The sequence below is a fragment of the Kitasatospora sp. NPDC053057 genome, from assembly GCF_044546945.1.
In the GTDB taxonomy this organism is placed as follows: Bacteria; Actinomycetota; Actinomycetes; order Streptomycetales; family Streptomycetaceae; genus Kitasatospora.
The window spans coordinates 72,935-93,533 of the sequence record NZ_JBITZP010000004.1; the positions used below are offsets into that span (position 1 = coordinate 72,935).

The following is a 20,599-nucleotide window of genomic DNA, read 5'->3' on the forward strand; positions in this document are numbered from 1 at the left end:
CGTAACTCCCTTACGCCGCAGGGAGGTCGAAGGTGTACCCCTGGGCGACGAGCCAGGGCAGCAGCTGCTTGAGCGCGGCCACGGTCTGGCTGCGGTCGCCGCCGCCGTCGTGCATCAGGATGACGCCGCCGGGCTTGAGCTGGCTCTGCACGGTGGAGACGATCGCGGGCACGCCGGGGCAGGACCAGTCGCGCGGGTCGACGGACCAGGCGAGGGAGGACATCCCGAGCCCGGCCGCGATGTGCTCGTTGTCGGCGTTGAAGCCGCCGCCCGGCGCGCGGAACCAGCTGACCTCGGTGCCGGGCCCGCCGGCCTTGACGATCATGTCGTGGGCGGCGGTGACCTCGTACACCGCCTTGTCGTGGGGGAGCTTGGCGAACGGCTGCGGGTGGTGGACGCTGTGGTCGCAGAGCCGGTGGCCCTCGGCCAGCACCCGCTTGACCAGGGCCGGGTTGGCGGCGGCGTTCTGGCCGATCTCGCAGAAGGTGGCCTTGACGTGGTACTGGGCGAGCAGGTCGAGGATCTGGCCGGTGGCCGGGCCGGGGCCGTCGTCGAAGGTGAGCGCGACGGTGCGGCCGCCGGAGGCGGTGGAGCCGATCACCTTGGTCGCCTTGCCGGTGGCGGCGGGCGGTGCCGCGGGCGGTGCCGCGGGTGTGCCGGGCGCGGAGGAGGCGGCCGGCGCGGTGGACGCGGCCGGCGCGGCGGGCGTGCGCGGTTTCGCGGTGGCCGACGGGGCGGCCGGGCCGGAGCCGGTGGCCGCGTCGGAGCCGGGGGCGGGCGCGATGGTGGTGGCCGCCGTGCCGGTCGGCTGCTGCTGCGGCGAGGCGGTGCCGGTGGTGGTGCCGGTGCCGGTGCCGGTAGTGGTGGTTCTCGGCTGCAGCGCCCCGCTGGCGGTGCCGCACGCGGACAGGCCCAGGACGGCGGCCACCGCGATGCAGCCCGCGATCAGCCGACTGCGGCCGACGGCCGGGCGGGCCGGACGGGTCGGGAGGGAGGGGCGGTGGCGGGCGGCGTTCCAGTGCATGGCGGCGGCTCCTGAGGGGCGGGAAGGGTGCCGATCCATCGGTCAGGATGACTGTGCGATAGGACGCCGATCGTACGTGCCCCAGTTGCGCGCCGGACCGATCCGGCGCGGGAGTCTTCTCACACTCGGCCGGTTTGGCGTCCGCCGTTCAGAAGGGGTAGCGGCGCCCGGTCAGAACGGGTACCACCGCACCTCGGTGGCCCCCTCGCGGAGCGAGGCGACCCGGCGGCCGAACTCCGCGAGCGCCGCCGGGTTCCCGGCCACCTGCTGGGCGACCCAGGAGGCGCTGGCGGTCTCCCGGGCCCCGCGCAGCACCGCGAAACCGGGCCAGTCCCGTACGTCCCAGCCGTAGGCCTCGGTGAACGCCCGGTACTCCTCGCCCGGCACGCCGTAGCGGTCATGGCTGAGCGCGAGGACCACCAGGTCGTGTTCGCGCAGGTCGTGCGAGACGTTCTCCAGGTCGAGCAGCACCGGCCCGTCCGGACCGACGTGGACGTTGCGCGGCAGCGCGTCGCCGTGGATCACCCCGGAGTGCAACTGCGGCACGAGGTCGGGCAGGGCGGCCTCGAAGGCGTCCCGGCGGTGGCGCAGGAAGGCGACGTCCGCGGGGTCGACCTGCCCCTCGGCGGAGGCGAGCCAGCGCTCGACCGGCGCCAGCAGGTCGCGGCGGCCGAGCGGGAAGGGCGGCAGCGGCAGCCGGTGCAGGGCGCGCAGCAGCGGGGCGAGGTCGGCCGGGCGGGCCGGGCGGACGGCGGGGGCGAGCCGGTGCCAGAAGGTGACCGGGTGGCCGTCGGCCAGCTGCGGTTCGGGCGCCACCGCCTCGTACGGGCGGACCACCGGGACGTCCTGCCCGGCCAGCCAGTGCGCGACGGCCAGCTCGCGGTGCGCCCGGTCGTACAGTTCGGGGCCGCGGCCGACCTTGGCGACCACGGCCGGGTCGCCGAGGTCGAAGACGGCGTTCTCGCCGAGCGCGAGCAGCCGGGCGTCGCCCGGGCCGGGCAGTCCGGCGGACTCGCAGGCGCGGGCGAGCAGCAGCCGGGCGAGGCCCTCGTCGAAGGGGATCATGGCTGGACTCCGTTCCGCCGTCGTTCATCCGGAGGACTCCCGGACGGAGATCATCATGGCGCACGGGGCGGCGCGCGGACGCCGGGCCCCGCGGTGCGCGGCGGTGGCCCGGTCGCCTCGACCGCCGTGGGTCGCCCGCCGGGTGCGGCTCCGGCGCCCCAACCGACAGTAGGGAAGCGGTGGTTGGGCGGTAATCCGGCTGGCGGGAGAACGCGCCCTGGTGCCCGCCTCGGGGCCGGGGTGGAGTTTTCCCTACCCGCGGACCCTGATACCTCCTCCTCGGAGGTAGGGGGCGGACTCCACCCTGAGGGGGAGAAGACTCCACCCAGAGCACGAGGTCAACGGGGTTGCGGCCGGGAGAGACTGGGGCGGGGCCGTTCGGGGCGGCCCACAACGGGGGTTGGACAACGGGGGCTTCCTTGCCGCGCGGCAAGCACGTACTCGTAGGATGACGCCCAGACCTACTTACCTGCCGACCGGCTAGGGAGCGCCAGCGCGCGTGGCCCGCCCGGTCCTGCCGTCGCCCAGCGTCCCGTCCCCCAAGGGCTGCGGTGAACCATGCCCAGGAGGCATCGAGCATGTTCCACCGACTAGGACAATTCGCCGTACGCCGCGCGTGGTGGGTGATCGCCGCGTGGCTCGTCGCCATGGTCGCCATCTTCATCTCCTCGCCCAAGGTGAGCTCCCAGACGGACGAGGCGTCGTTCCTGCCCAAGCACTACGAGTCCATCCAGGCCGCAGAGCTGCAGGCACGGGCCTTCCCGTCCGCCTTCACGCCCGACGCCCTCATCCTCTTCGAGCGCAACGACGGCGCCGCGCTCACCGACGCCGACGCCAAGGCCATGGGCAAGCTGACCCAGGACCTGACGGCCAAGAAGATCGACGGGGTCGAGGCGGTCAACCCGCCGGCCGAGAAGCTGGGCTACTCGCCGGACCACAAGTACGCGATGGGCACGATCGCCATCGCCAAGGACAAGCAGCAGGACCCGAAGCTGATCGCGGACGTCGCCAAGGCGGTCCGCAACGACGGCAAGGAACTGGCGGCCTCCACCGACCTGAAGTTCCAGCTGGGCGGCTCCGCCGCCCAGACCCTGGACCAGCAGGAGTCCTCCAACGACACCGAGGGCCTCATCACCATGGCCACCCTGGTGCTGGTCATCGTGATCGTCGGCATCATCTTCCGCAGCGTCCTGGCCGGCCTGCTGCCGATCCTGGTCTCGCTGATCATCGCCCTGCCCACCTCCATGGGACTGATCAACTACGCCACCAAGGCCTTCGACCTCAAGAGCACGGCGATCCTCACGCCGATCCTCATCGTCGTCGTGCTCGGCGTCGGCACCGACTACTTCCTCTTCCTCGCCTTCCGCTACCGCGAGCGGCTGCGGGCCGGTGAGGACCGCAAGAACGCCGTCGTCAACGCGGTCGGCCGGGTCGGCGAGGCGATCGCCTCCGCGGCCGGCGCCGTCACCATCGCCTTCGCCGCGCTGATCCTCTCCAGCCTCGGCATGTTCCAGGCCCTCGGCCCGGCGCTGGCCATCGCGGTCGTCGTCACCGCCCTCGCCTCCGTCACCCTGGCCCCGGCGCTGCTCTCCGTCATCCCGGCCCGCGGCGTCTTCTGGCCCGGCAAGAAGTGGATGCGGGAACCCAGTGACGCGCGCTTCACCGCGCTCGGCCGGGTCGTCGAGAAGCGCCCGGCGCTCACCGCCATCGCCTCCGGCGGCGTGCTGATCGCCCTGACCCTCGGCGCCCTGGGCTACAACGGCCTGTTCGACATGACCAGCGGCTCGATGCCGAAGGAGAAGGAGTCGATGGTCGTCCAGGACAAGATGTCCACCGCCTTCTCCAAGGGCGCGGCCTCCCCCAGCCAGGTCTTCCTGAGCAGCACCGACGGCAAGAAGCTCGACCCGGCCTCCTTCCAGGCCTACGCGGACAAGCTCCACGGCGTCGCCGGCGTCGCCCAGGTGTTCCCGCCCTCCTCCGCGGGCCAGAACAAGACCATCAGCGACGACGGCACCACGGCCCAGTTCACCGTGATGCTCAAGGACGAACCCTCCAGCAACGAGGCCATCGACAGCGTCACCAAGCTGCGCGAGGTCGCCCACGGCCAGGCCCCGGCCGGCACCGAGGCCAAGGTCGGCGGCCTCAGCTCGGTCTTCAAGGACATCAACCTGGCGATGGCCCACGACTACAAGCTGGTCTTCCCGATCGCCGGGCTGCTCATCCTGCTCATCCTGGCGCTCCAGCTGCGCAGCGTGGTCGCCCCCTGGTACCTGATGGCCTCGGTCGGTCTCGGCTTCGGTGCCACCCTCGGCGCCGCCACGCTGCTCTTCCAGAAGATCGGCCACGAGACCGGCCTGATGTTCATGATGCCGATCCTGATCTACCTCTTCGTGGTGGCGATCGGGACGGACTACAACATCCTGATCATCGCCCGCCTGCGCGAGGAGGCCCGAGCGGGCCGCTCCCCGCGCGAGGCGGCCCGCGAGGCGCTGCGCCACGGCGGCCCGACCGTCGCCGCGGCCGGCTTCATCCTGGCGGCCTCGTTCGGGACCTTCATGCTCGCGGGCAACACCTTCATGCTGGAGTTCGGCTTCGCGATGGCCTTCGGCATCGTGCTGGCGGCCTTCGTGATGGCGATGTTCTTCACCCCGGCGCTCACCGCGCTGATCGGCAACAAGGCCTGGTGGCCCGGCCGCGGCGCCGACGCCCGTCCGGGCCACGGCGAGGGCCCGGCCCCACTGGCGGGCACCCACGGCGTGCCGGAGCCGGCCGGCCGGCGTTGACCGAGGTCTGAACGGCGGCCGAACACCAGGCGGCGCCCCGCTCCGGCGGGGCGCCGCTCCCCGTTTTCCGGGGGCGGCAAACGTGATCTGCCAAGCATAAAAGTCCCCGGTCAATCAGGGTGCGACCGTGCTACAGTCGAAGCAGTTGCAGTTTTGGTTCCCATGAACGTGTGTGTGCGCCTGCTGGTACCAACCAACAGGCGCATTTGTTTTGTCCGGTGTTTCAGTCTCCGGATGGGGATCGCGGCTACTTGGGGATTCACGAGGTGTGGGTCCCTGATGCCCCAATAGGAGGAGACGGTTATGGCTACCGGCACCGTGAAGTGGTTCAACAGCGAAAAGGGCTTCGGTTTCATCGAGCAGGACGGCGGCGGCCCGGACGTCTTCGCCCACTACTCGAACATCCAGGCCCAGGGCTTCCGTGAGCTCGTCGAGGGTCAGCGCGTCGAGTTCGACGTCACCCAGGGCCAGAAGGGCCCGCAGGGCGAGAACATCCAGGTCATCGCCTGACGTCAGCTTCCACGCTGACGCGCGATCCCCTGTGATCTCGTGAAGCGGGGGCCCGCACCGGTCGACGGTGCGGGCCCTCGTCCATGCCGCCGTACGGCCGGGGCGGCGATCTCCCAGAAGACGGCCGACCAGTCCGCGACCGCGGGCTGCCGACCGACGGACGGAGAACCCGTGACCACCCCTGCCCGCACGCCCCGCGACCGCGGCGACCGCACCACCGACCGCTCCACCGCCCGCTCGGGTGACCAGGGCCGCACCGGCCGCCCGCGCCGCAGCGGGGACAGCCCCGAGCGTGCCCGCCGCAGCGGGGAGGGCGCGGACCGCGACCGCAAGCCGCGCAACCGCGCCGGTGCCCCCAAGACCGCCCGCACCGCCGTCCCGGAGCCCGCCGACTTCACCGTCGTCGAGGGCACCCCGGCCCGGCCGCCGGCGGCCTCCTTCGCCGAACTCGAACTGCCCAAGGCGATCCTCTCCGCGCTCACCCGCGAGGGCGTCACCGAGCCGTTCCCGATCCAGGCCGCCACCCTGCCCGACTCGATCGCCGGGCGCGACGTCCTCGGCCGCGGCCGCACCGGCTCCGGCAAGACCCTGGCCTTCGGCCTGCCGCTGCTCGCCCGCACCGCCGGGCGCCGTGCCGACTCCCGGCACCCGCTGGCGCTCGTCCTGGTACCCACCCGCGAGCTGGCCCAGCAGGTCACCGAGGCGCTCACCCCGTACGCCACCGCCGTCAACCTGCGGATCACCACCGTCGTCGGCGGCATGGGCATCAGCCGGCAGGCCAACGCGGTGCGCCGCGGCACCGAGGTCCTGGTCGCCACCCCCGGCCGACTGGACGACCTGATCGGGCGCGGTGACGTCAACCTGTCCGACGTCGCCATCACCGTCCTCGACGAGGCCGACCAGATGGCCGACATGGGCTTCCTGCCGCAGGTCAGCAGGCTGCTGGAGCAGGTCGCCGAGGGCGGGCAGCGGATGCTGTTCTCCGCCACCCTGGACCGCAACGTCGACCGCCTGGTCAAGCGCTTCCTGGCCGACCCGGTCACCCACTCGGTCGACCCCTCGGCCGGCGCGGTCACCACCATGGACCACCACGTCCTGCAGCTGGAGCCCGCCGACAAGGCCTCCGCCACCGCCCACATCGCCTCCCGCGACGGGCGCGTGATCATGTTCGTGCACACCAAGCACGGGGCCGACCGGCTCGCCAAGCAGCTGCGCGCCACCGGCGTGATGGCCGCCGCTCTGCACGGCGGCAAGTCCCAGCCGCAGCGCAACCGGGTGCTCGACCAGTTCCGCGAGGGCGAGGTCACCGCGCTGATCGCCACCAACGTGGCCGCCCGCGGCATCCACATCGACGGCCTCGACCTGGTCGTCAACGTCGACCCGCCGATCGACCACAAGGACTACCTGCACCGCGGCGGCCGCACCGCCCGGGCCGGCGAGTCCGGTACGGTCGTCACCCTCGTGCTGCCCGAGCAGCGCCGCGAGGTCAACCGGCTGATGACGGTCGCCGGGATCCGCCCCACCGTGACCAAGATCCGCCCCGGCGACGTCGACCTGGCCCGGATCACCGGCGCCCGCACCCCCAGTGGTGTCCCGGTCGCACTGGTCGTCCCGGCCACCGCCCAGCCCGCGGCCCAGGCCGCCTCCGCCGACGGCAAGGGCGCCGACGGCAAGTCGGGCAACCCGCGCCGCCGCCCCGGCAAGCGCTCCGGGCTGCCCGCCGACGTCGACATGAACGGCAACCCGCGCCGCCCGCGCCCCAAGCAGCGCCTCGGCGCCGCGGGCCAGGGCGAGCGGCCCCAGGCCGCCGGGTTCATCGGGCGCTCCTCCGGCCGGGCCCGGCCGGGCAGCGGCTCGAAGTCCGGTGGCAACTACGGCACCGGGCGCCAGCGCCGCAAGTTCGACTGACCGTCGTACACGGAGCCGTCGTACACGGACCGAGTCCCGCTGAACGGGCTCCGCGACTTCCCCCGGGACGGGGGAGCGCGGGGCCCGTTCCGCTTTTTCCGGACGCCTTTCCCGGCCGAGGCCGACAGCTGACGTGAATCCGTTGTAGTTCGCCTTGAACTAACGCTTGACGGAGGACTGTCCACCCCGGATTCTTTTACGCGGCCCACACATCTGTCGCACAGTCACCAAACCTGCGCGGATGTTGAGTTGACGTGATTCGCCGACCCGGAAGGACCACCGTCCCCATGCGCCGAACCTCCGCCCTGCTGACCACCGCCCTGCTCGCAGGGGCCGCCGCCCTGGCCGCACCGGCCACCTCCGCCCAGGCCGCGCCCGCCTGCAGCGCCTTCGTCGCGGGCTGGAGCGCCGTCGGCAGCTGCAGCGGCCTCGACCCGATGCAGGTCTGGTCCGTGGGCGCCACCTGCTACTACTGGAACTCCACCCACACCGTGCAGTTCTCGCGGCCCGCGATCGGCGGCGTGGCGATCGGCGACGGCAGCACCTCCGCGTCCTGCGGCATCGGCGACAGCGTGATGTTCCCGCACATCATCATGGGCGCCGCCCCGCCGGCCGGCCCCACCGGCCAGATCACCGGCTACGTCGGCAAGTGCGTCGACGTGCAGGGCGCCAACCTCGGCAACGGCACCCCCATCCAGATCTACGACTGCAACGGCACCGTGGCGCAGAAGTGGCGGGTGGGCGCCGACGGCACCATCCGCGCCCTCGGCAAGTGCATGGACGTCTCCGGCGGCGGCACCGCCAACCACACCATGGTCCAGCTCTGGGACTGCAACGGCACCGGCGCCCAGCAGTGGCAGCACCGCGCCGACGGCTCGCTGCTCAACCCGCAGTCCGGCCGCTGCCTGGACGACCTCGGCTTCTCCACCGCGAACGGCAATCAGCTCGGCATCTGGGACTGCAACGGCGCCGCCAACCAGAAGTGGAACCTGCCTGCCTGAGGCAGCGTCAAGTATGGCCCGCTGAACGTAAAGTGCGGTCAGCCGCGCGTCAAGTGTGGTCCGCCGCCCGGCCCTTGCGCCGGGCGGCGGACCGCCTCCACGCCGGGCGGCTACACCGCGGCGGCCGTCGGAGCCAGCCGGCGCAGCCGCTCCGCCGTCTCCGCGTCACGCGGCGACATCACGATCAGCTGCAGCCCCTCCGCCGCCAGCAGCACGTGCTGGTCGATCCGCAAGACGCCCAACTCCTCGTGCCGGACCACCTTCTCGGCCCCCGAACGCTCCGCGACCTGGTGCTCGTCCAGCCAGCGGTCCGCCTCCGGATGCTCGCCCCGCACGTGCTGGATCATCCGGCCCAGGTGCCGGCCCACCGCCGTCGCCTCCCCGCCGCGCTCCGCGTACGCCGCCCGCAGCTGGGCCAGGAAACGGCGGGCGTGCCGCTCCCAGTGCTCCACCCGGCGGCGGTGCACCGCGTTGCCGAACACCACCCACGCCAGGTTGCACTCCTGCGGCGGCCGCCCGGACAGTTCGAACAGCGCGTCCGCGCCCGGATTCCAGGCCCGCAGGTCCCAGTTGGCGTCCATCACCCAGGCCGGCGCCGGCCACTGCGCGTGCATCAGCCGCAGCAGTGCCGCCGGCACCTCCGCGGGCGCGCCCACCTCCCCGTCCAGCGGATGGCTGCCCGCCAGCCGGAACAGGTACGCCGTCTCCGCCCGGTCCAGCCGCAGCGTCCGGGCCAGGCTGGCCAGCACCTCCGGCGACGGATGGATGTCCCGCCCCTGCTCCAGCCACGTGTACCAGGTCACCCCCACCCCGGCCAGCAGCGCCAGCTCCTCCCGCCGCAGCCCCGGTGTGCGCCGCCTGGCCCCCGGCGCCAGCCCCACCTCCTGCGGCGTCAACCGGGCCCGGCGGCTGCGCAGGAAGCCCGACAGCTCCGTGCGGCGCTCCTCCGACTCGTCCATGTCCCCCGTCCTTCCTGGTGGTCGAACTACCAGTATCCTTACGCACTGTTGCCACCCCGGCCCGCGCGGCAGGCTTGATCACGACAACGCAAGCCAGCTCCGAGGGGCCCATGATGAACCGTCAGCACCGCACCGTCCGCCGCGCCGTGGTCGCCCTCGCGGCCGCCGCCCTGCTCGGCACCGCCGGTACGCTACCCGCCGCCGCGGCCGCCCACTGCCCGGCCCCCGCCGTGATCAGCGGCCACGCCCCCACCCTGGTGCCCGAGACCGCCGTCTGGGACCAGGCCCACCACCGCTTCCTGGTCGGCTCGATGCGGCACGGCACCGTCTCCACCGTCGCCCTCGACGGCACCGTCCGCACGCTGATCGACGACCCCGACACCCTGATCGAGATCGCCGGCCTGCGGATCGACCAGGCCCACCGCCGCATCCTGGTCACCAACCTCGACAACGGCATCGGCGAGCGCACCAGCCCCGCCACCCTCGGCCGGGTCGCCGGCATCGCCGCCTACGACCTGGACACCGGCCGCCGCCTCTACTACACCGACCTCGCCGCCGTCGCCGGTGACGGCGGCAGCCACCTCGCCAACGACATCGCCGTCGCCCCCGACGGCACCGCCTACGTCACCGACTCCTTCGCCCCCGTCGTCTACCGGGTCGACCCGGACGGCACCGGCTCCGTCCTGCTGCGCGACGACCGCCTCACCCCCGCCCCCGGCGCCTACGGCCTCAACGGCATCGCCTACCGCGACGGCCGGCTCGTCCTCGGCAAGTGGGACGACGGCACCCTGTGGCAGCTCCCGCTGTGGGACCCGGCCGGACTGCGCCGGGTCGAGATCGCCGACGGCGGGGCGCTGCTCCACCTCGACGGCATCTTCGCCCGCCCCGACGGCACCATCGCGGGCGTCACCAACGCCTTCTACGGCGCCGGCCGCGACGCCGAGGTCGAACTGCGCTCCGACGACCACTGGCGCACTGCCCGCCTCACCGCCGTCCGCCCCTCCACCGACCCCACCCCCACCGCCGTCACCACCGGCCCCGCCGGCGCCCTCTACCAGCTCTCTGGCGGCCTCGCGGACGCCAACGCCGGCCACCCGGGCGACACCTTCACCCTCCGCCGGGTCTGAGCGGACTGAAGTCCCACCGTCGCTCGATGTTGGTGAGATACAATGCTATGTACATCGCCAATATCCATCGGAGGTGCCCGATGTCCGTGACCCAGATCGACCTCGATGACGAAGCACTGGAGCGCGCAATGGCTCTTGCCGGGGTGCGGACCAAGAAGGAGGCCGTGAACCTCGCGCTGCGTTTCTATGCCGAGCGGCAGGAACGCGCGGCACGCATCAGCAGGCACTTCGAGCGGGCCCAGCACTGGGAGGCCCTTGAGCACGCCGAGCGGCTGCATCGGGCCGAGAAGGATGCTCGGTGATCTATCTCCTCGACACCTCCGCACTGTTCCGCCTGATGCGCGAGCCGAGGCTGAAGACCGCCTGGTACGACGCGATCGACGCAGGGTCGATCGCGTCGTGCTACCCACAGCGTGCCGAACTCCTCTGTAGCGCGCGCGACGGCCGGGAGTACGACGAGATCTCCGAGATGTTCGCCGAGCTCTACCCGGACATCTCGGTGCCGAAGAACGCAGGACGCTGGATCGACATGGTGCAGCGGCGGATGGCGCTCGCCGGACAGCATCGAAGTGCCTCTGCGGTCGATCTGATGATCGCGGCGACGGCTGCGCACCACGGACTCACGGTTCTCCACGACGATGCGGACTACCGCACGGTGGCGCGGCACGCCACCGACCTGAGCGAGCACAGCATTCTGGACTGTGCCTGATCCGGCCTCGCCCTCAGGCGGTGAGTGCGGGGACGACGGTCACCGTCGCCCGGCGGGCCTCGTCGTAGCGCTGCAGCAGCAGCGCCGCCAGTTCGGGGGCGGGGCCGAGGACGTCGGCCAGGACGTCGGCGTCGGAGGCCGCGGCCGTGATGCGGTCGGGGAGGAGGCCCGGGGCGAGCAGGTAGGGGGAGACGGCGGTGTGCTCGGCGCCGGCGGCGTGCAGGGCGGCGAGGGCGTCCGGGACGCGGGGGCCGGTGGCGGAGGCGTAGGCGACCTCGACGGCGGCCCAGCCGCGGGTGCGGCGCCACTCGGCGGCGACGGCGCGGGTGGCGGCGTCGGCGGCCGGGTCGGAGGAGCCGGCCGCGGCCAGCACCACGCCGGTACGGGAGCGGGCCGCGGCCGAGCGCACGTCGAGTCCGGCCTCGGCCAGCCGGCGGTCCAGCGCGGCGAGCAGCAGCGGCGAGGGCCCCAGCACGTCGGCGACGGGCAGGGCCGACCCGGCGGTGCGCAGCGCGGCGGGGATGTCGTGCTTGGCGTGGAAGGCCCGGTTCAGCAGCAGCGGGACGGCCACCGCGTCCGTCAGCCGGCCGACCACCTGGGGGATCCGCGGCGCGCAGTGGTCCAGGTACGCGGTGGCGACCTCCAGGGCGGGCCGCTGCGCCCGCACCTGCTCGACCAGAGCGGCGACGGTCGCGGCGTGCCGCGGATCACGGCTTCCGTGGGCGATGAGCAGCAGGGAGGCCATCAGTGGGTCCTCACTTGGTGGAGGCCAGCAGGCCGCGGTTGCGCAGCACCCGCCGCTCGACCGGGGTGAACACCAGCAGCTCGATGGCGATGCCGACGAACAGGATGAGGATGATGCCGAGCAGCACCCCGGACATGTCGGAGAACTCGCGCTGGTCCTCCAGGAACCGGCCGAGGCCCCGCCCGAGGTCGGGGGAGGAGGCGACCAGTTCGGCGGCCATCAGCGAGCGCCAGGAGAACGCCCAGCCCTGCTTGAGCCCGGCCAGGTAGCCGGGCAGCGCGGCCGGGATGAGCACGTGCCGGGCCCCGGTCAGGCCGGTGGCGCCGATGGTGCGTCCGGCCTGCAGGAACAGCGGCGGCACCTGGTCGATGCCGGCCACCAGCCCGTTGGCGATGGAGGGGACGGCGCCCAGCAGGATCACCGCGTACATCATCGAGTCGTTGATGCCGAGCCAGATGACGGCGGCCGGCACCCAGGCGACCGAGGGCAGCGACTGCAGGCCCTGGAGCACCGGGCCGATCGCGGTGCGCACCGGCTTGACCCGGGCGACCACCAGGCCGATCGGGGTGCCGATGACGACGGCGAGTAGGAAGCCGGACAGGCCGCGCCAGACGCTGGTCCAGATGATCGAGAACAGCGTGCCCTGGTACCAGAGGTCCTGGAGGGAGTGCCAGACGTCGGCGGGGCTGGGCAGCTTGTACGAGGAGGTGAGGTGGAGGCTGTACGCGCCCTGCCACAGCGCCAGCACCACCAGCACGCCGATCAGCGGCGGCAGCGCCTTGGTGCGCAGCACCTCGCCGAGCGAACTGCGCTGGGCGGCGACGGAGTCGAGGGCGTCCAGGCCCGCGCCGACCTCGGCGGTGTCGCCGTCGTTCCTGGCGGGGGCGGTGTCAGTGCTGGACATGGCGACGGATCTCCCCACGCAGTTCTTCGGTGATCTCGATGGACAGGTCGGCGACGCCGGAGGACTCGATGCGGCGCGGCTGCGGCAGGTCGATCCGCCACTCGCGGGCGACCCGGCCGGGCCGGGAGGAGAGCAGGACGACGCGCTGGGCCAGGCGCACGGCCTCGCGCACGTTGTGGGTGACGAACAGGACGGACAGCTGCCGCTCGGCCCAGATCCGGGTGATCTCGTCGTGCAGCACGTCGCGGGTGATGGCGTCGAGCGCGGCGAACGGCTCGTCCATCAGCAGCACCTTGCTGCCCTGGGCGAGGGCGCGGGCCATCGCCACGCGCTGGCGCATGCCGCCGGACAGCTCGTGCACCCGCTTGCCGTACGCGCCGCCCAGGCGGACGAGTTCGAGCAGGCGCTCGGCCTCGGCGCGGCGCTCGGGGCGGGGGACGCCGGCCAGCTTGAGGGCCAGCTCGATGTTCTTCCCCGCGGTGAGCCAGGGGAAAAGGGCATGCTCCTGGAACATCAGGGCGGGGCGGCCGCCGGAGACCTCGATGCTGCCGCGGCTGGGCTTGTCGAGGTCGGCGACCAGGTTGAGCAGGGTGGACTTGCCGCAGCCCGAGGCGCCGAGCAGGGTGACGAACTCGCCGGGCGCGACGTCGAGGGTGATGTCGTCCAGCACGTGGGTCTGGGCGCCCGGGCGGCCGAAGGACTTGTGCACGTGCGAGATCCGGACGGCGGGCGCGCCGCCGTCGGTGTCGAGGGCGGGGGCGTCGGCCTCGGTGGTCAGTGCCGGGGTCATCGGGGCACCTCCTGCGTGTGGTCTGGGGGGCTTGCGAGGCGGTTCGGAGCCGGGGTCCGGGCCCCGCCCGCGCCGGTGGGCATCGATCGGGGATCGACCGGGCGGGCGGGGCCGGACCGCGGAGTCACTTGGTGCCGAGTCCGGCGTCCGCCACGGGCGCCTGGCCCTTGGCCGCGAGGACCTTGTTCAGCAGGGTGAGGTCGTAGATGCCGTTGAGATTGGGCTTCTTGAGGAGCCCGGCGGTCACGGCGTGGTCGGCCTCGGCCTGCAGGGTGTTCGCCAGCGGGTCGTCCAGGAAGTCGATGTCGGACCAGGCCGGGTCGAGGATGGCCGGCTCCAGCGCGTTGCCGGCCTCCTTCTTGATCGCCTCGTTGGCGTCGGCCTTGGCCTTGTCGGGGTTGGCCTTGATGAAGGCGTTGGTGTTCACCGAGCCGCGCAGCACGGCCTCCACCACGTCCGGGTGCTCCTTGAGGAACTTCTGCGAGACGATGATGTTGGTGATCACGAACTTCTTGTCCGGCCAGACGTCCTTCTCGTCGAGCAGGACCTTCGCGCCGAGGGTGACCAGCTTGGAGGCGGTGGGCTCGGGCACCCAGGCGCCGTCGATGGAGCCCTGCCGGTAGGCGTCGGGGGTGACCTTGTTGTCGGTGCGCACCACCGAGACGTCGCCCGCGCCGGACGCCGCGTCCACCTTGTAGCCCTTGCCCGCCAGGTAGTTGAGCAGGGCCACGTCCTGGGTGTTGCCGAGCTGCGGGGTGGCGATCTTCTTGCCCTTGAGGTCGTCCAGCGAGGAGATCCTGTCCGGGTTGACCACCAGCTTGACCCCGCCGGAGGCCGAACCCCCGATGATCTTCAGGGACTTGCCGTCGGACTTGGTGTAGCCGTTGATCGCGGGGGAGGGGCCGATCCAGCCGATGTCGATGGAGCCGGCGTTGAGCGCCTCGATCTCGGCCGGGCCCGCGTTGAAGACCTGGGTCTTGACCTGGGTGGCGCCCAACTCCTTCTGGAAGATGCCCTCCTGGAGGCCGACCAGCGCGGTGCCGTGGGTCAGGTTGGCGAAGTAGCCGATCCTCACCGTGGGGGAGGACAGCTTGACGCCCGAGGCCCCGGCCGCGGCCGCGGAGTCGGCCGAGCCGCCGGAGCCATTGTCGGCGGCCTTGGAGCCGTAGCCGCAGGCCGACAGCAGGGCCACGGCGGTCAGGCCGGCGACGGCGGCCGCGGCGGAGCGTCTGATCCGGCCGGCGTTGGGGCGGACGAAGGTATGGGAAGGGGCCGGGTTGGGTGCCATGGTGGTGAGTCCTGTTCGCGGACGGACCGTCAGGAAGCGGTCCCGGGCGGACGGTTGGAAGTGGTGCTCGCGGCACGTCGGTGCCGGGGCAGGCCGGGCGCGGTCGGGAAGCCCGGTGACGGGGCGTGCTCAGCCCCGTCGGCCCGCACATCGGGTCAAGCCGCCCTGGCCGCTGCCGAGGACGCCGCTGCCGATGCGGCCGCCTTCCTTGTCCATGCCCGAGAACGCCTCGCTGGGCATCAGACCCAGTCCTCCTCAGCGGGTTCCGTGGCTCGTACGGTCTCGAAGGCCTCGCCCGCCATGCCGGCGGTGAGGGTGGTGCCGTCGGCCGGGTCGATCAGCAGGAACGAGCCGGTGCGGCGGTTGTCGATGTAGTCGTCGAGTGCCAGCGGCTCGGCGGTGCGCAGCTTCACGTGGCCGATGTCGTTGACGTTCAACCCCTCGGGGGCGGGGCGCTGTTCCAACGTGTCGATGTCGATCCGGTAGGAGATCTCCTTGACCAGCGCGCGCACGGTGCGGGTGGTGTGCTTGAGCAGCACCTTGTCCCCGGCGCGCAGTGGCCGCTCGTTGAGGTGGCTGACGGTGGCCTCGATGTCCTTGGTGGGGACGGGCGCCGCCCCGGCCGCGATCAGGTCGCCGCGGGAGATGTCGAGGTCGTCGGCGAGCCGGACGGTGACCGACTGCGGCGCCCAGGCGATGTCGCTCTCGCGGCCGAGCGCGTCGATCCCGGCGACGGTGGTGGTCAGGCCGGAGGGCAGCACCGTGACGGCGTCGCCGACCCGCAGCACCCCGGAGGCCAGCTGGCCCGCGTAGCCGCGGTAGTCGGGGTGCTCCTCGGTCTGCGGGCGGATCACGTACTGGACCGGGAAGCGGGCCGGCTCCGTGCTGGGGTCGCTGCCGACCGGGACGGTCTCCAGGTGCTCCAGCAGGGTCGGGCCGCCGTACCAGTCCATGTGCGCGGACGGCTCGACGACGTTGTCCCCGGCGAGGGCCGAGATCGGGACCGCCAGCACGTCCTTGACGCCGAGCGAGGCGGCGTAGCCGGTGAACTCCTCGGCGATGGCGGCGAAGACGGGCTCGGCGTAGTCGACCAGGTCCATCTTGTTGACGGTCAGCACGACGTGCGGCACCCGCAGCAGCGCGGCGACGGCGGCGTGCCGGCGGGTCTGCTCGACCACGCCGTTGCGGGCGTCGACCAGCACGACGGCGAGCTCGGCGGTGGAGGCGCCGGTCACCATGTTGCGGGTGTACTGCACGTGCCCGGGGGTGTCGGCGAGGATGAACCGCCGCCGGGGGGTGGCGAAGTAGCGGTAGGCGACGTCGATGGTGATGCCCTGCTCGCGCTCGGCGCGCAGGCCGTCGGTGAGCAGCGCGAGGTCGGGCGCCTCCTGGCCACGGCTCAGGGAGACGCGCTCGACGGCCTCCAGCTGGTCGGCGAGCACCGACTTGGAGTCGTGCAGCAGCCGGCCGACCAGGGTGGACTTGCCGTCGTCGACGGAGCCGGCGGTGGCGAAGCGCAGCAGCGACGTGGCGGTGGCTTCCTGGGTGGTGCTGGTCATGGTTAGAAGTACCCCTCGCGCTTGCGGTCTTCCATCGCGGCCTCGGACAGCTTGTCGTCGGCGCGGGTGGCGCCGCGCTCGGTGAGGCGGCTGGCGGCGATCTCGGCGATCACGGCCTCGATGGTGGTGGCGTCGGAGTCGACGGCGCCGGTGCAGGACATGTCGCCGACGGTGCGGTAGCGGACCAGCCGCCGTTCGACCGGCTCGCTGTCCTTGGGGCCGCCCCACTCGCCGGCGGTCAGCCACATGCCGTTGCGGGAGAAGACGTCCCGCTCGTGCGCGTAGTAGATCTCCGGCAGCTCGATGCCCTCGCGCTCGATGTACTGCCAGACGTCCAGCTCGGTCCAGTTGGACAGCGGGAAGACCCGCACGTGCTCGCCGACCGCGTGCCGACCGTTGTACAGCGACCACAGCTCGGGGCGCTGGCGGCGCGGGTCCCAGGCGCCGAACTCGTCGCGCAGGGAGAAGACGCGCTCCTTGGCTCGGGCCTTCTCCTCGTCCCGGCGGCCGCCGCCGAACACGGCGTCGAAGCGGCCCTTCTCGATCGCGTCGAGCAGCGGCACGGTCTGCAGCGGGTTGCGGGTGCCGTCCGGGCGCTCGCGCAGCCGGCCGTCGTCGATGAAGTCCTGGACGTGGGCGACGTGCAGGCGCAGGTTGTGCTCGGCCACGACGCGGTCGCGGTAGGCGAGGACCTCGGGGAAGTTGTGCCCGGTGTCAACGTGCAGCAGCGAGAAGGGGACGGCGGCGGGCGCGAAGGCCTTGAGCGCGAGGTGCAGCATCAGGATGGAGTCCTTGCCGCCGGAGAACAGGATCACCGGGCGCTCGAACTCCCCCGCGACCTCGCGGAAGATGTGCACCGACTCGGCCTCCAGCGCGTCCAGGTGGGACAGCGCGTACGGCGTGTCGTCGGTGCGGACCGGACTGTCGGTCGCGGTGGTCATGCCAGGCCCCTCTCGGTCAGGAAGCTGTGCAGCTCGGCGGTTGACTCGGCTACCGAACGGCCCTGCGTCTGGATGCGAAGCTCCGGGTTCTCCGGGGCCTCGTACGGGTCATCGACGCCGGTGAGACCCGAGATCTCACCGGCGGCCTGCTTGGCGTACAGGCCCTTGACATCGCGATCCGAGCACAGCTCGACCGGGGTGGCGACGTGGATCTCCAGGAACTCGGTGCCGGTCGCCGCGTGCCGCTCGCGCACGGCGGTGCGGGAGTCGGCGAACGGGGCGATCACCGGGGCGAGCACCTTGACGCCGTTGGCGGCGAGCTTCTCGGCGACGAAGCCGATCCGGGTGACGTTGGTGTGCCGGTCCTCGCGGGAGAAGCCGAGGCCCTTGGAGAGGAACTCTCGGATCTCGTCGCCGTCCAGGACCTCGACCTTGTGGCCCTCGGCGCGCAGCCGTCCGGCCAGCGCGAAGGCCAGGGTGGTCTTGCCCGCGCTCGGCAGCCCGGTCAGCCACACGGTGGCGCCGCGCTCGCAGGGGGCGGCCACGGGGGCCGCCCCTGCGGCTCCGTCGGCGGCCAGAGTGTCAGCTGTCACGGTTCTTTCCTTACACGAAAGTTGACGGATCGTCAGAGGTGGATGCCGCACTCGGTCTTGCCGGAGCCGGACCAGCGCCCGGCCCGGGCATCCTCGCCCTCGCCCGGCTTGCGGGTGCAGGACAGCGGCGAGCAGCCGATCGAGGTGTAGCCCTCCCACAGCAGCGGGTTGAGCAGCACGCCGTTGGCGGCGACGTAGGCGTCCACGTCCTCCTGCGTCCACCGGGCGATCGGGGCGATCTTGACCTTGCGGCGCTTCGGGTCCCAGGCGACCACCGGGGTGTTCGCCCGGGTCGGGGACTCGTCGCGGCGCAGTCCGGTGGCCCAGGCGTCGTAGCCGCCGAGGCCGCGGTCGAGCGGCTCGACCTTGCGCAGCGAGCAGCACAGGTCCGGGTCGCGGTCGTGCAGGTCCGGCCCGTACTCGGCGTCCTGCTCGGCGACGGTCTTCAGCGGGGTGAGCGTGATGACGTTGACCGGCATGGTCGCCGCCACCGCGTCCCGGGTGCCGATGGTCTCCGCGAAGTGGTACCCGGTGTCCAGGAACACCACGTCCACGCCGGGGAACACCGAGGCGGCGAGGTGGGCGACCACCGCGTCCTCCATGGAGGAGGTCACGCAGAACCGCTTGCCGAAGGTGTCGGCGGCCCAGCGCAGGACCTCCTGCGCCGTGGCCTCCTCCAGCTCGCGGCCGGCCCGGACGGCGATCTCCTCGTAGTCAGTCGCGGTGCTGCTCATGGGACGTACCCCCGTTGGTCGGTGACAGCAGGCCGAGGAACTTCAGCTGGAAGGCGCGGCGGCACCCGTGGCACTCCCAGGCGCCGTGGCCGGCCTCGGACGGGCGCAGGTCCTCGTCCCCGCAGTACGGGCAGAAGAACGGGGCGGCTCGCTCGGTCATGAGAGCTGCTCCTCGGTGGCCCGGGCCGTCCACTGGGCGAAGCGCTCGCCCTCGGTGCGGTCGGCCTGGTAGCGGGTCAGCAGGCGCTCGACGTAGTCGGGCAGGCCGGCGCTGGTGACCTTGAGGCCGCGGACCTTGCGGCCGAAGCCGGCCTCCAGGCCGAGCGCGCCGCCCAGGTGCACCTGGTAGCCCTCGACCTGGTTGCCGTGCTCGTCGGTGACGAGCTGGCCCTTGAGGCCGATGTCGGCGACCTGGATGCGGGCGCAGGCGTTGGGGCAGCCGTTGATGTTGATGGTCAGCGGCTCGGCGAAGTCCGGGAGGCGCTGCTCGAGTTCGTCGATCAGGGAGCGGCCGCGCTCCTTGGTCTCGACGATGGCGAGCTTGCAGTACTCGATGCCGGTGCAGGCCATGGTGCCGCGGCGGAACGGCGAGGGGGCGACCCGCAGGTCGAGCGCCTCCAGGCCGGCCACCACCGACTCGACGTGCTCCTCGGCGACGTCGAGGATCAGCATCTTCTGCTCGGTGGTGGTGCGCACCCGGTCGCTGCCGTGGGCGGCGGCGAGGTCGGCGATCCGGCCGAGCAGCTTGCCGTCGACCCGGCCGACGCGCGGGGCGAAGCCGATGTAGTAGCGGCCGTCCTGCTGCTGGTGGACGCCGACGTGGTCGCGCCAGCGGGCGACGGGCTCGGCGGGCGCGGGGCCGTCGATCAGGCGGGCCTTCAGGTACTCGTCCTCCAGCACCTGGCGGAACTTCTCCACGCCCCAGTCGGCGACCAGGAACTTCAGCCGGGCGCGGTTGCGCAGGCGCCGGTAGCCGTAGTCGCGGAAGATGCTGATCACGCCGCCGAAGACGTCCGGCACCTGCTCCAGCGGGACCCAGGCGCCCAGCCGCACGCCCAGCTTGGGGTTGGTGGACAGGCCGCCGCCGACCCACAGGTCGAAGCCGGGGCCGTGCTCGGGGTGGACCACGCCGACGAAGGAGACGTCGTTGATCTCGTGCGCGACGTCCAGCAGCGGGGAGCCGGAGATCGCGGCCTTGAACTTGCGCGGCAGGTTGGAGAACTCCGGGTTGCCGATGAAGCGGCGCTGGATCTCCTCGATCGCCGGGGTGCCGTCGATGATCTCGTCCTGGGCGACGCCGGCCACCGGGGAGCCGAGGATGGCGCGCGGGGTGTCGCCGCAGGCCTCGGTGGTGGACAGGCCGACGGCCTCCAGCTTCCGCCAGATCGCCGGGACGTCCTCGATCCGGATCCAGTGGTACTGGATGTTCTGCCGGTCGGTCAGGTCGGCGGTGCCCCGGGCGTACTGCTCGGAGACCTCGGCGATGGCCCGCAGCTGGGGGACGGTCAGCCGGCCGCCGTCGATGCGCACGCGCATCATGAAGTACTCGGCGTCCAGCTCGTGCGGGTCCAGGATCGCGGTCTTGCCGCCGTCGATGCCCTCCTTGCGCTGGGTGTAGAGCCCCCACCAGCGCATCCGGCCGCGCAGGTCGGCGGGGTCGATCGAGTCGAAGCCCCGGTGCGCGTAGATCGTCTCAATGCGTGTCCGCACATTGAGACCGTCGTCGTCCTTCTTGACCTGCTCGTTGGCGTTCAGGGGCGTGAAGTGGCCCATGCCCCACTGGCCCTCGCCACGGTGGCGGGTCACCTTGCGAGCCGCGGCGGGGCGGCGCGCGGCAGTGCGGTCGGCCGTGGGCTCGGCGGTCTCGGGAGAGGTGGCCATGCTGAAGTCCTTCGGGGCAGGTGGCGCTGACGCCGGGTGGGTCGCGGAGCGTGCTCGGCGGTGCGGTGCTGCTGTGAC

20 protein-coding genes are annotated in these 20,599 nt (G+C 72.4%); 7 read left to right on the forward strand and 13 right to left on the reverse strand.

What is annotated here, in order from left to right:
- Positions 1-10 precede the first annotated feature (10 nt).
- Both ACIG5E_RS06800 and ACIG5E_RS06805 read right to left on the reverse strand, forming a co-directional pair.
- Entirely contained in the window at positions 11-1,024 is a 1,014-nt protein-coding gene (locus ACIG5E_RS06800) for a polysaccharide deacetylase family protein (protein WP_396532023.1), read from the reverse strand.
- A 171-nt stretch (positions 1,025-1,195) separates the two neighbouring features.
- Entirely contained in the window at positions 1,196-2,089 is an 894-nt protein-coding gene (locus ACIG5E_RS06805; protein ID WP_396532025.1) for a phosphotransferase enzyme family protein, read from the reverse strand.
- Positions 2,090-2,667: 578 nt separating this feature from the next.
- Here ACIG5E_RS06805 and ACIG5E_RS06810 point away from each other — a divergent pair.
- The 4 genes from ACIG5E_RS06810 (at position 2,668) to ACIG5E_RS06825 (ending at position 8,291) form a co-directional block, all read left to right on the forward strand.
- Complete coding sequence (locus ACIG5E_RS06810) at positions 2,668-4,872, forward strand: MMPL family transporter (RefSeq protein ID WP_396532027.1); 2,205 nt, start codon at positions 2,668-2,670, stop codon at positions 4,870-4,872.
- Positions 4,873-5,175: 303 nt separating this feature from the next.
- Positions 5,176-5,382, forward strand: a complete 207-nt coding sequence (locus ACIG5E_RS06815) for a cold-shock protein (RefSeq protein ID WP_360234731.1) — start codon at positions 5,176-5,178, stop codon at positions 5,380-5,382.
- 171 nt (positions 5,383-5,553) lie between these two features.
- Positions 5,554-7,290, forward strand: coding sequence for a DEAD/DEAH box helicase (locus ACIG5E_RS06820; RefSeq protein ID WP_396532029.1), 1,737 nt, complete (start codon positions 5,554-5,556; stop codon positions 7,288-7,290).
- 287 nt (positions 7,291-7,577) lie between these two features.
- The gene (locus ACIG5E_RS06825; RefSeq protein ID WP_396532031.1) at positions 7,578-8,291 is read left to right on the forward strand and encodes a ricin-type beta-trefoil lectin domain protein; all 714 of its coding nucleotides are present in this window, start codon (positions 7,578-7,580) and stop codon (positions 8,289-8,291) included.
- 110 nt (positions 8,292-8,401) lie between these two features.
- Here the strand turns inward: ACIG5E_RS06825 and ACIG5E_RS06830 are convergent, their stop codons facing one another.
- Positions 8,402-9,250, reverse strand: a complete 849-nt coding sequence (locus ACIG5E_RS06830) for a helix-turn-helix transcriptional regulator (protein ID WP_396532032.1) — start codon at positions 9,248-9,250, stop codon at positions 8,402-8,404.
- Positions 9,251-9,363: 113 nt separating this feature from the next.
- On the opposite strand from ACIG5E_RS06830, the gene ACIG5E_RS06835 reads away from it, so the two are divergent.
- From ACIG5E_RS06835 to ACIG5E_RS06845, 3 genes are all read left to right on the forward strand, one after another.
- Positions 9,364-10,377 (forward strand): hypothetical protein, encoded by a 1,014-nt coding sequence (locus tag ACIG5E_RS06835; protein WP_396532034.1) that lies wholly within the window; start codon positions 9,364-9,366, stop codon positions 10,375-10,377.
- Positions 10,378-10,457: 80 nt separating this feature from the next.
- A complete protein-coding gene (locus ACIG5E_RS06840) occupies positions 10,458-10,679 on the forward strand; it encodes a type II toxin-antitoxin system VapB family antitoxin (protein ID WP_396532036.1) in 222 nt (73 codons plus the stop codon).
- Positions 10,676-11,086 carry a PIN domain-containing protein gene (locus ACIG5E_RS06845; RefSeq protein WP_396532038.1) on the forward strand — a complete coding sequence of 137 codons (411 nt, stop codon included), beginning with the start codon at positions 10,676-10,678 and terminating at the stop codon, positions 11,084-11,086. Before ACIG5E_RS06840 ends, ACIG5E_RS06845 begins: the two co-directional genes overlap by 4 nt.
- A gap of 13 nt (positions 11,087-11,099) precedes the next feature.
- Here ACIG5E_RS06845 and ACIG5E_RS06850 read toward each other — a convergent pair whose 3' ends face one another.
- From ACIG5E_RS06850 to ACIG5E_RS06895, 10 genes are all read right to left on the reverse strand, one after another.
- Positions 11,100-11,831 carry a sirohydrochlorin chelatase gene (locus ACIG5E_RS06850; RefSeq protein WP_396532039.1) on the reverse strand — a complete coding sequence of 244 codons (732 nt, stop codon included), beginning with the start codon at positions 11,829-11,831 and terminating at the stop codon, positions 11,100-11,102.
- Positions 11,832-11,841: 10 nt separating this feature from the next.
- Complete coding sequence (locus ACIG5E_RS06855; protein WP_396532041.1) at positions 11,842-12,735, reverse strand: ABC transporter permease; 894 nt, start codon at positions 12,733-12,735, stop codon at positions 11,842-11,844.
- On the reverse strand, positions 12,722-13,525 hold the full coding sequence (locus tag ACIG5E_RS06860) for an ABC transporter ATP-binding protein (RefSeq protein WP_396532043.1): 804 nt from the start codon (positions 13,523-13,525) through the stop codon (positions 12,722-12,724). Before ACIG5E_RS06860 ends, ACIG5E_RS06855 begins: the two co-directional genes overlap by 14 nt.
- Positions 13,526-13,649: 124 nt before the next feature.
- Positions 13,650-14,813, reverse strand: coding sequence for an aliphatic sulfonate ABC transporter substrate-binding protein (locus ACIG5E_RS06865; protein WP_396532044.1), 1,164 nt, complete (start codon positions 14,811-14,813; stop codon positions 13,650-13,652).
- A 239-nt stretch (positions 14,814-15,052) separates the two neighbouring features.
- The gene (locus ACIG5E_RS06870; protein WP_396532046.1) at positions 15,053-16,372 is read right to left on the reverse strand and encodes a sulfate adenylyltransferase subunit 1; all 1,320 of its coding nucleotides are present in this window, start codon (positions 16,370-16,372) and stop codon (positions 15,053-15,055) included.
- A gap of 2 nt (positions 16,373-16,374) precedes the next feature.
- On the reverse strand, positions 16,375-17,313 hold the full coding sequence (gene cysD / locus ACIG5E_RS06875) for a sulfate adenylyltransferase subunit CysD (RefSeq protein WP_396532048.1): 939 nt from the start codon (positions 17,311-17,313) through the stop codon (positions 16,375-16,377).
- Positions 17,310-17,858: an adenylyl-sulfate kinase gene (cysC, locus tag ACIG5E_RS06880; protein WP_396532276.1), complete on the reverse strand. Its 549-nt coding sequence runs from the start codon at positions 17,856-17,858 to the stop codon at positions 17,310-17,312. Before cysC ends, cysD begins: the two co-directional genes overlap by 4 nt.
- A gap of 80 nt (positions 17,859-17,938) precedes the next feature.
- Positions 17,939-18,640, reverse strand: a complete 702-nt coding sequence (locus ACIG5E_RS06885; RefSeq protein ID WP_396532050.1) for a phosphoadenylyl-sulfate reductase — start codon at positions 18,638-18,640, stop codon at positions 17,939-17,941.
- Complete coding sequence (locus ACIG5E_RS06890) at positions 18,621-18,800, reverse strand: hypothetical protein (protein WP_396242390.1); 180 nt, start codon at positions 18,798-18,800, stop codon at positions 18,621-18,623. The genes ACIG5E_RS06885 and ACIG5E_RS06890 overlap by 20 nt, the downstream gene beginning before the upstream one ends.
- On the reverse strand, positions 18,797-20,521 hold the full coding sequence (locus ACIG5E_RS06895; protein ID WP_396532051.1) for a nitrite/sulfite reductase: 1,725 nt from the start codon (positions 20,519-20,521) through the stop codon (positions 18,797-18,799). The genes ACIG5E_RS06890 and ACIG5E_RS06895 overlap by 4 nt, the downstream gene beginning before the upstream one ends.
- Positions 20,522-20,599: the final 78 nt, after the last annotated feature.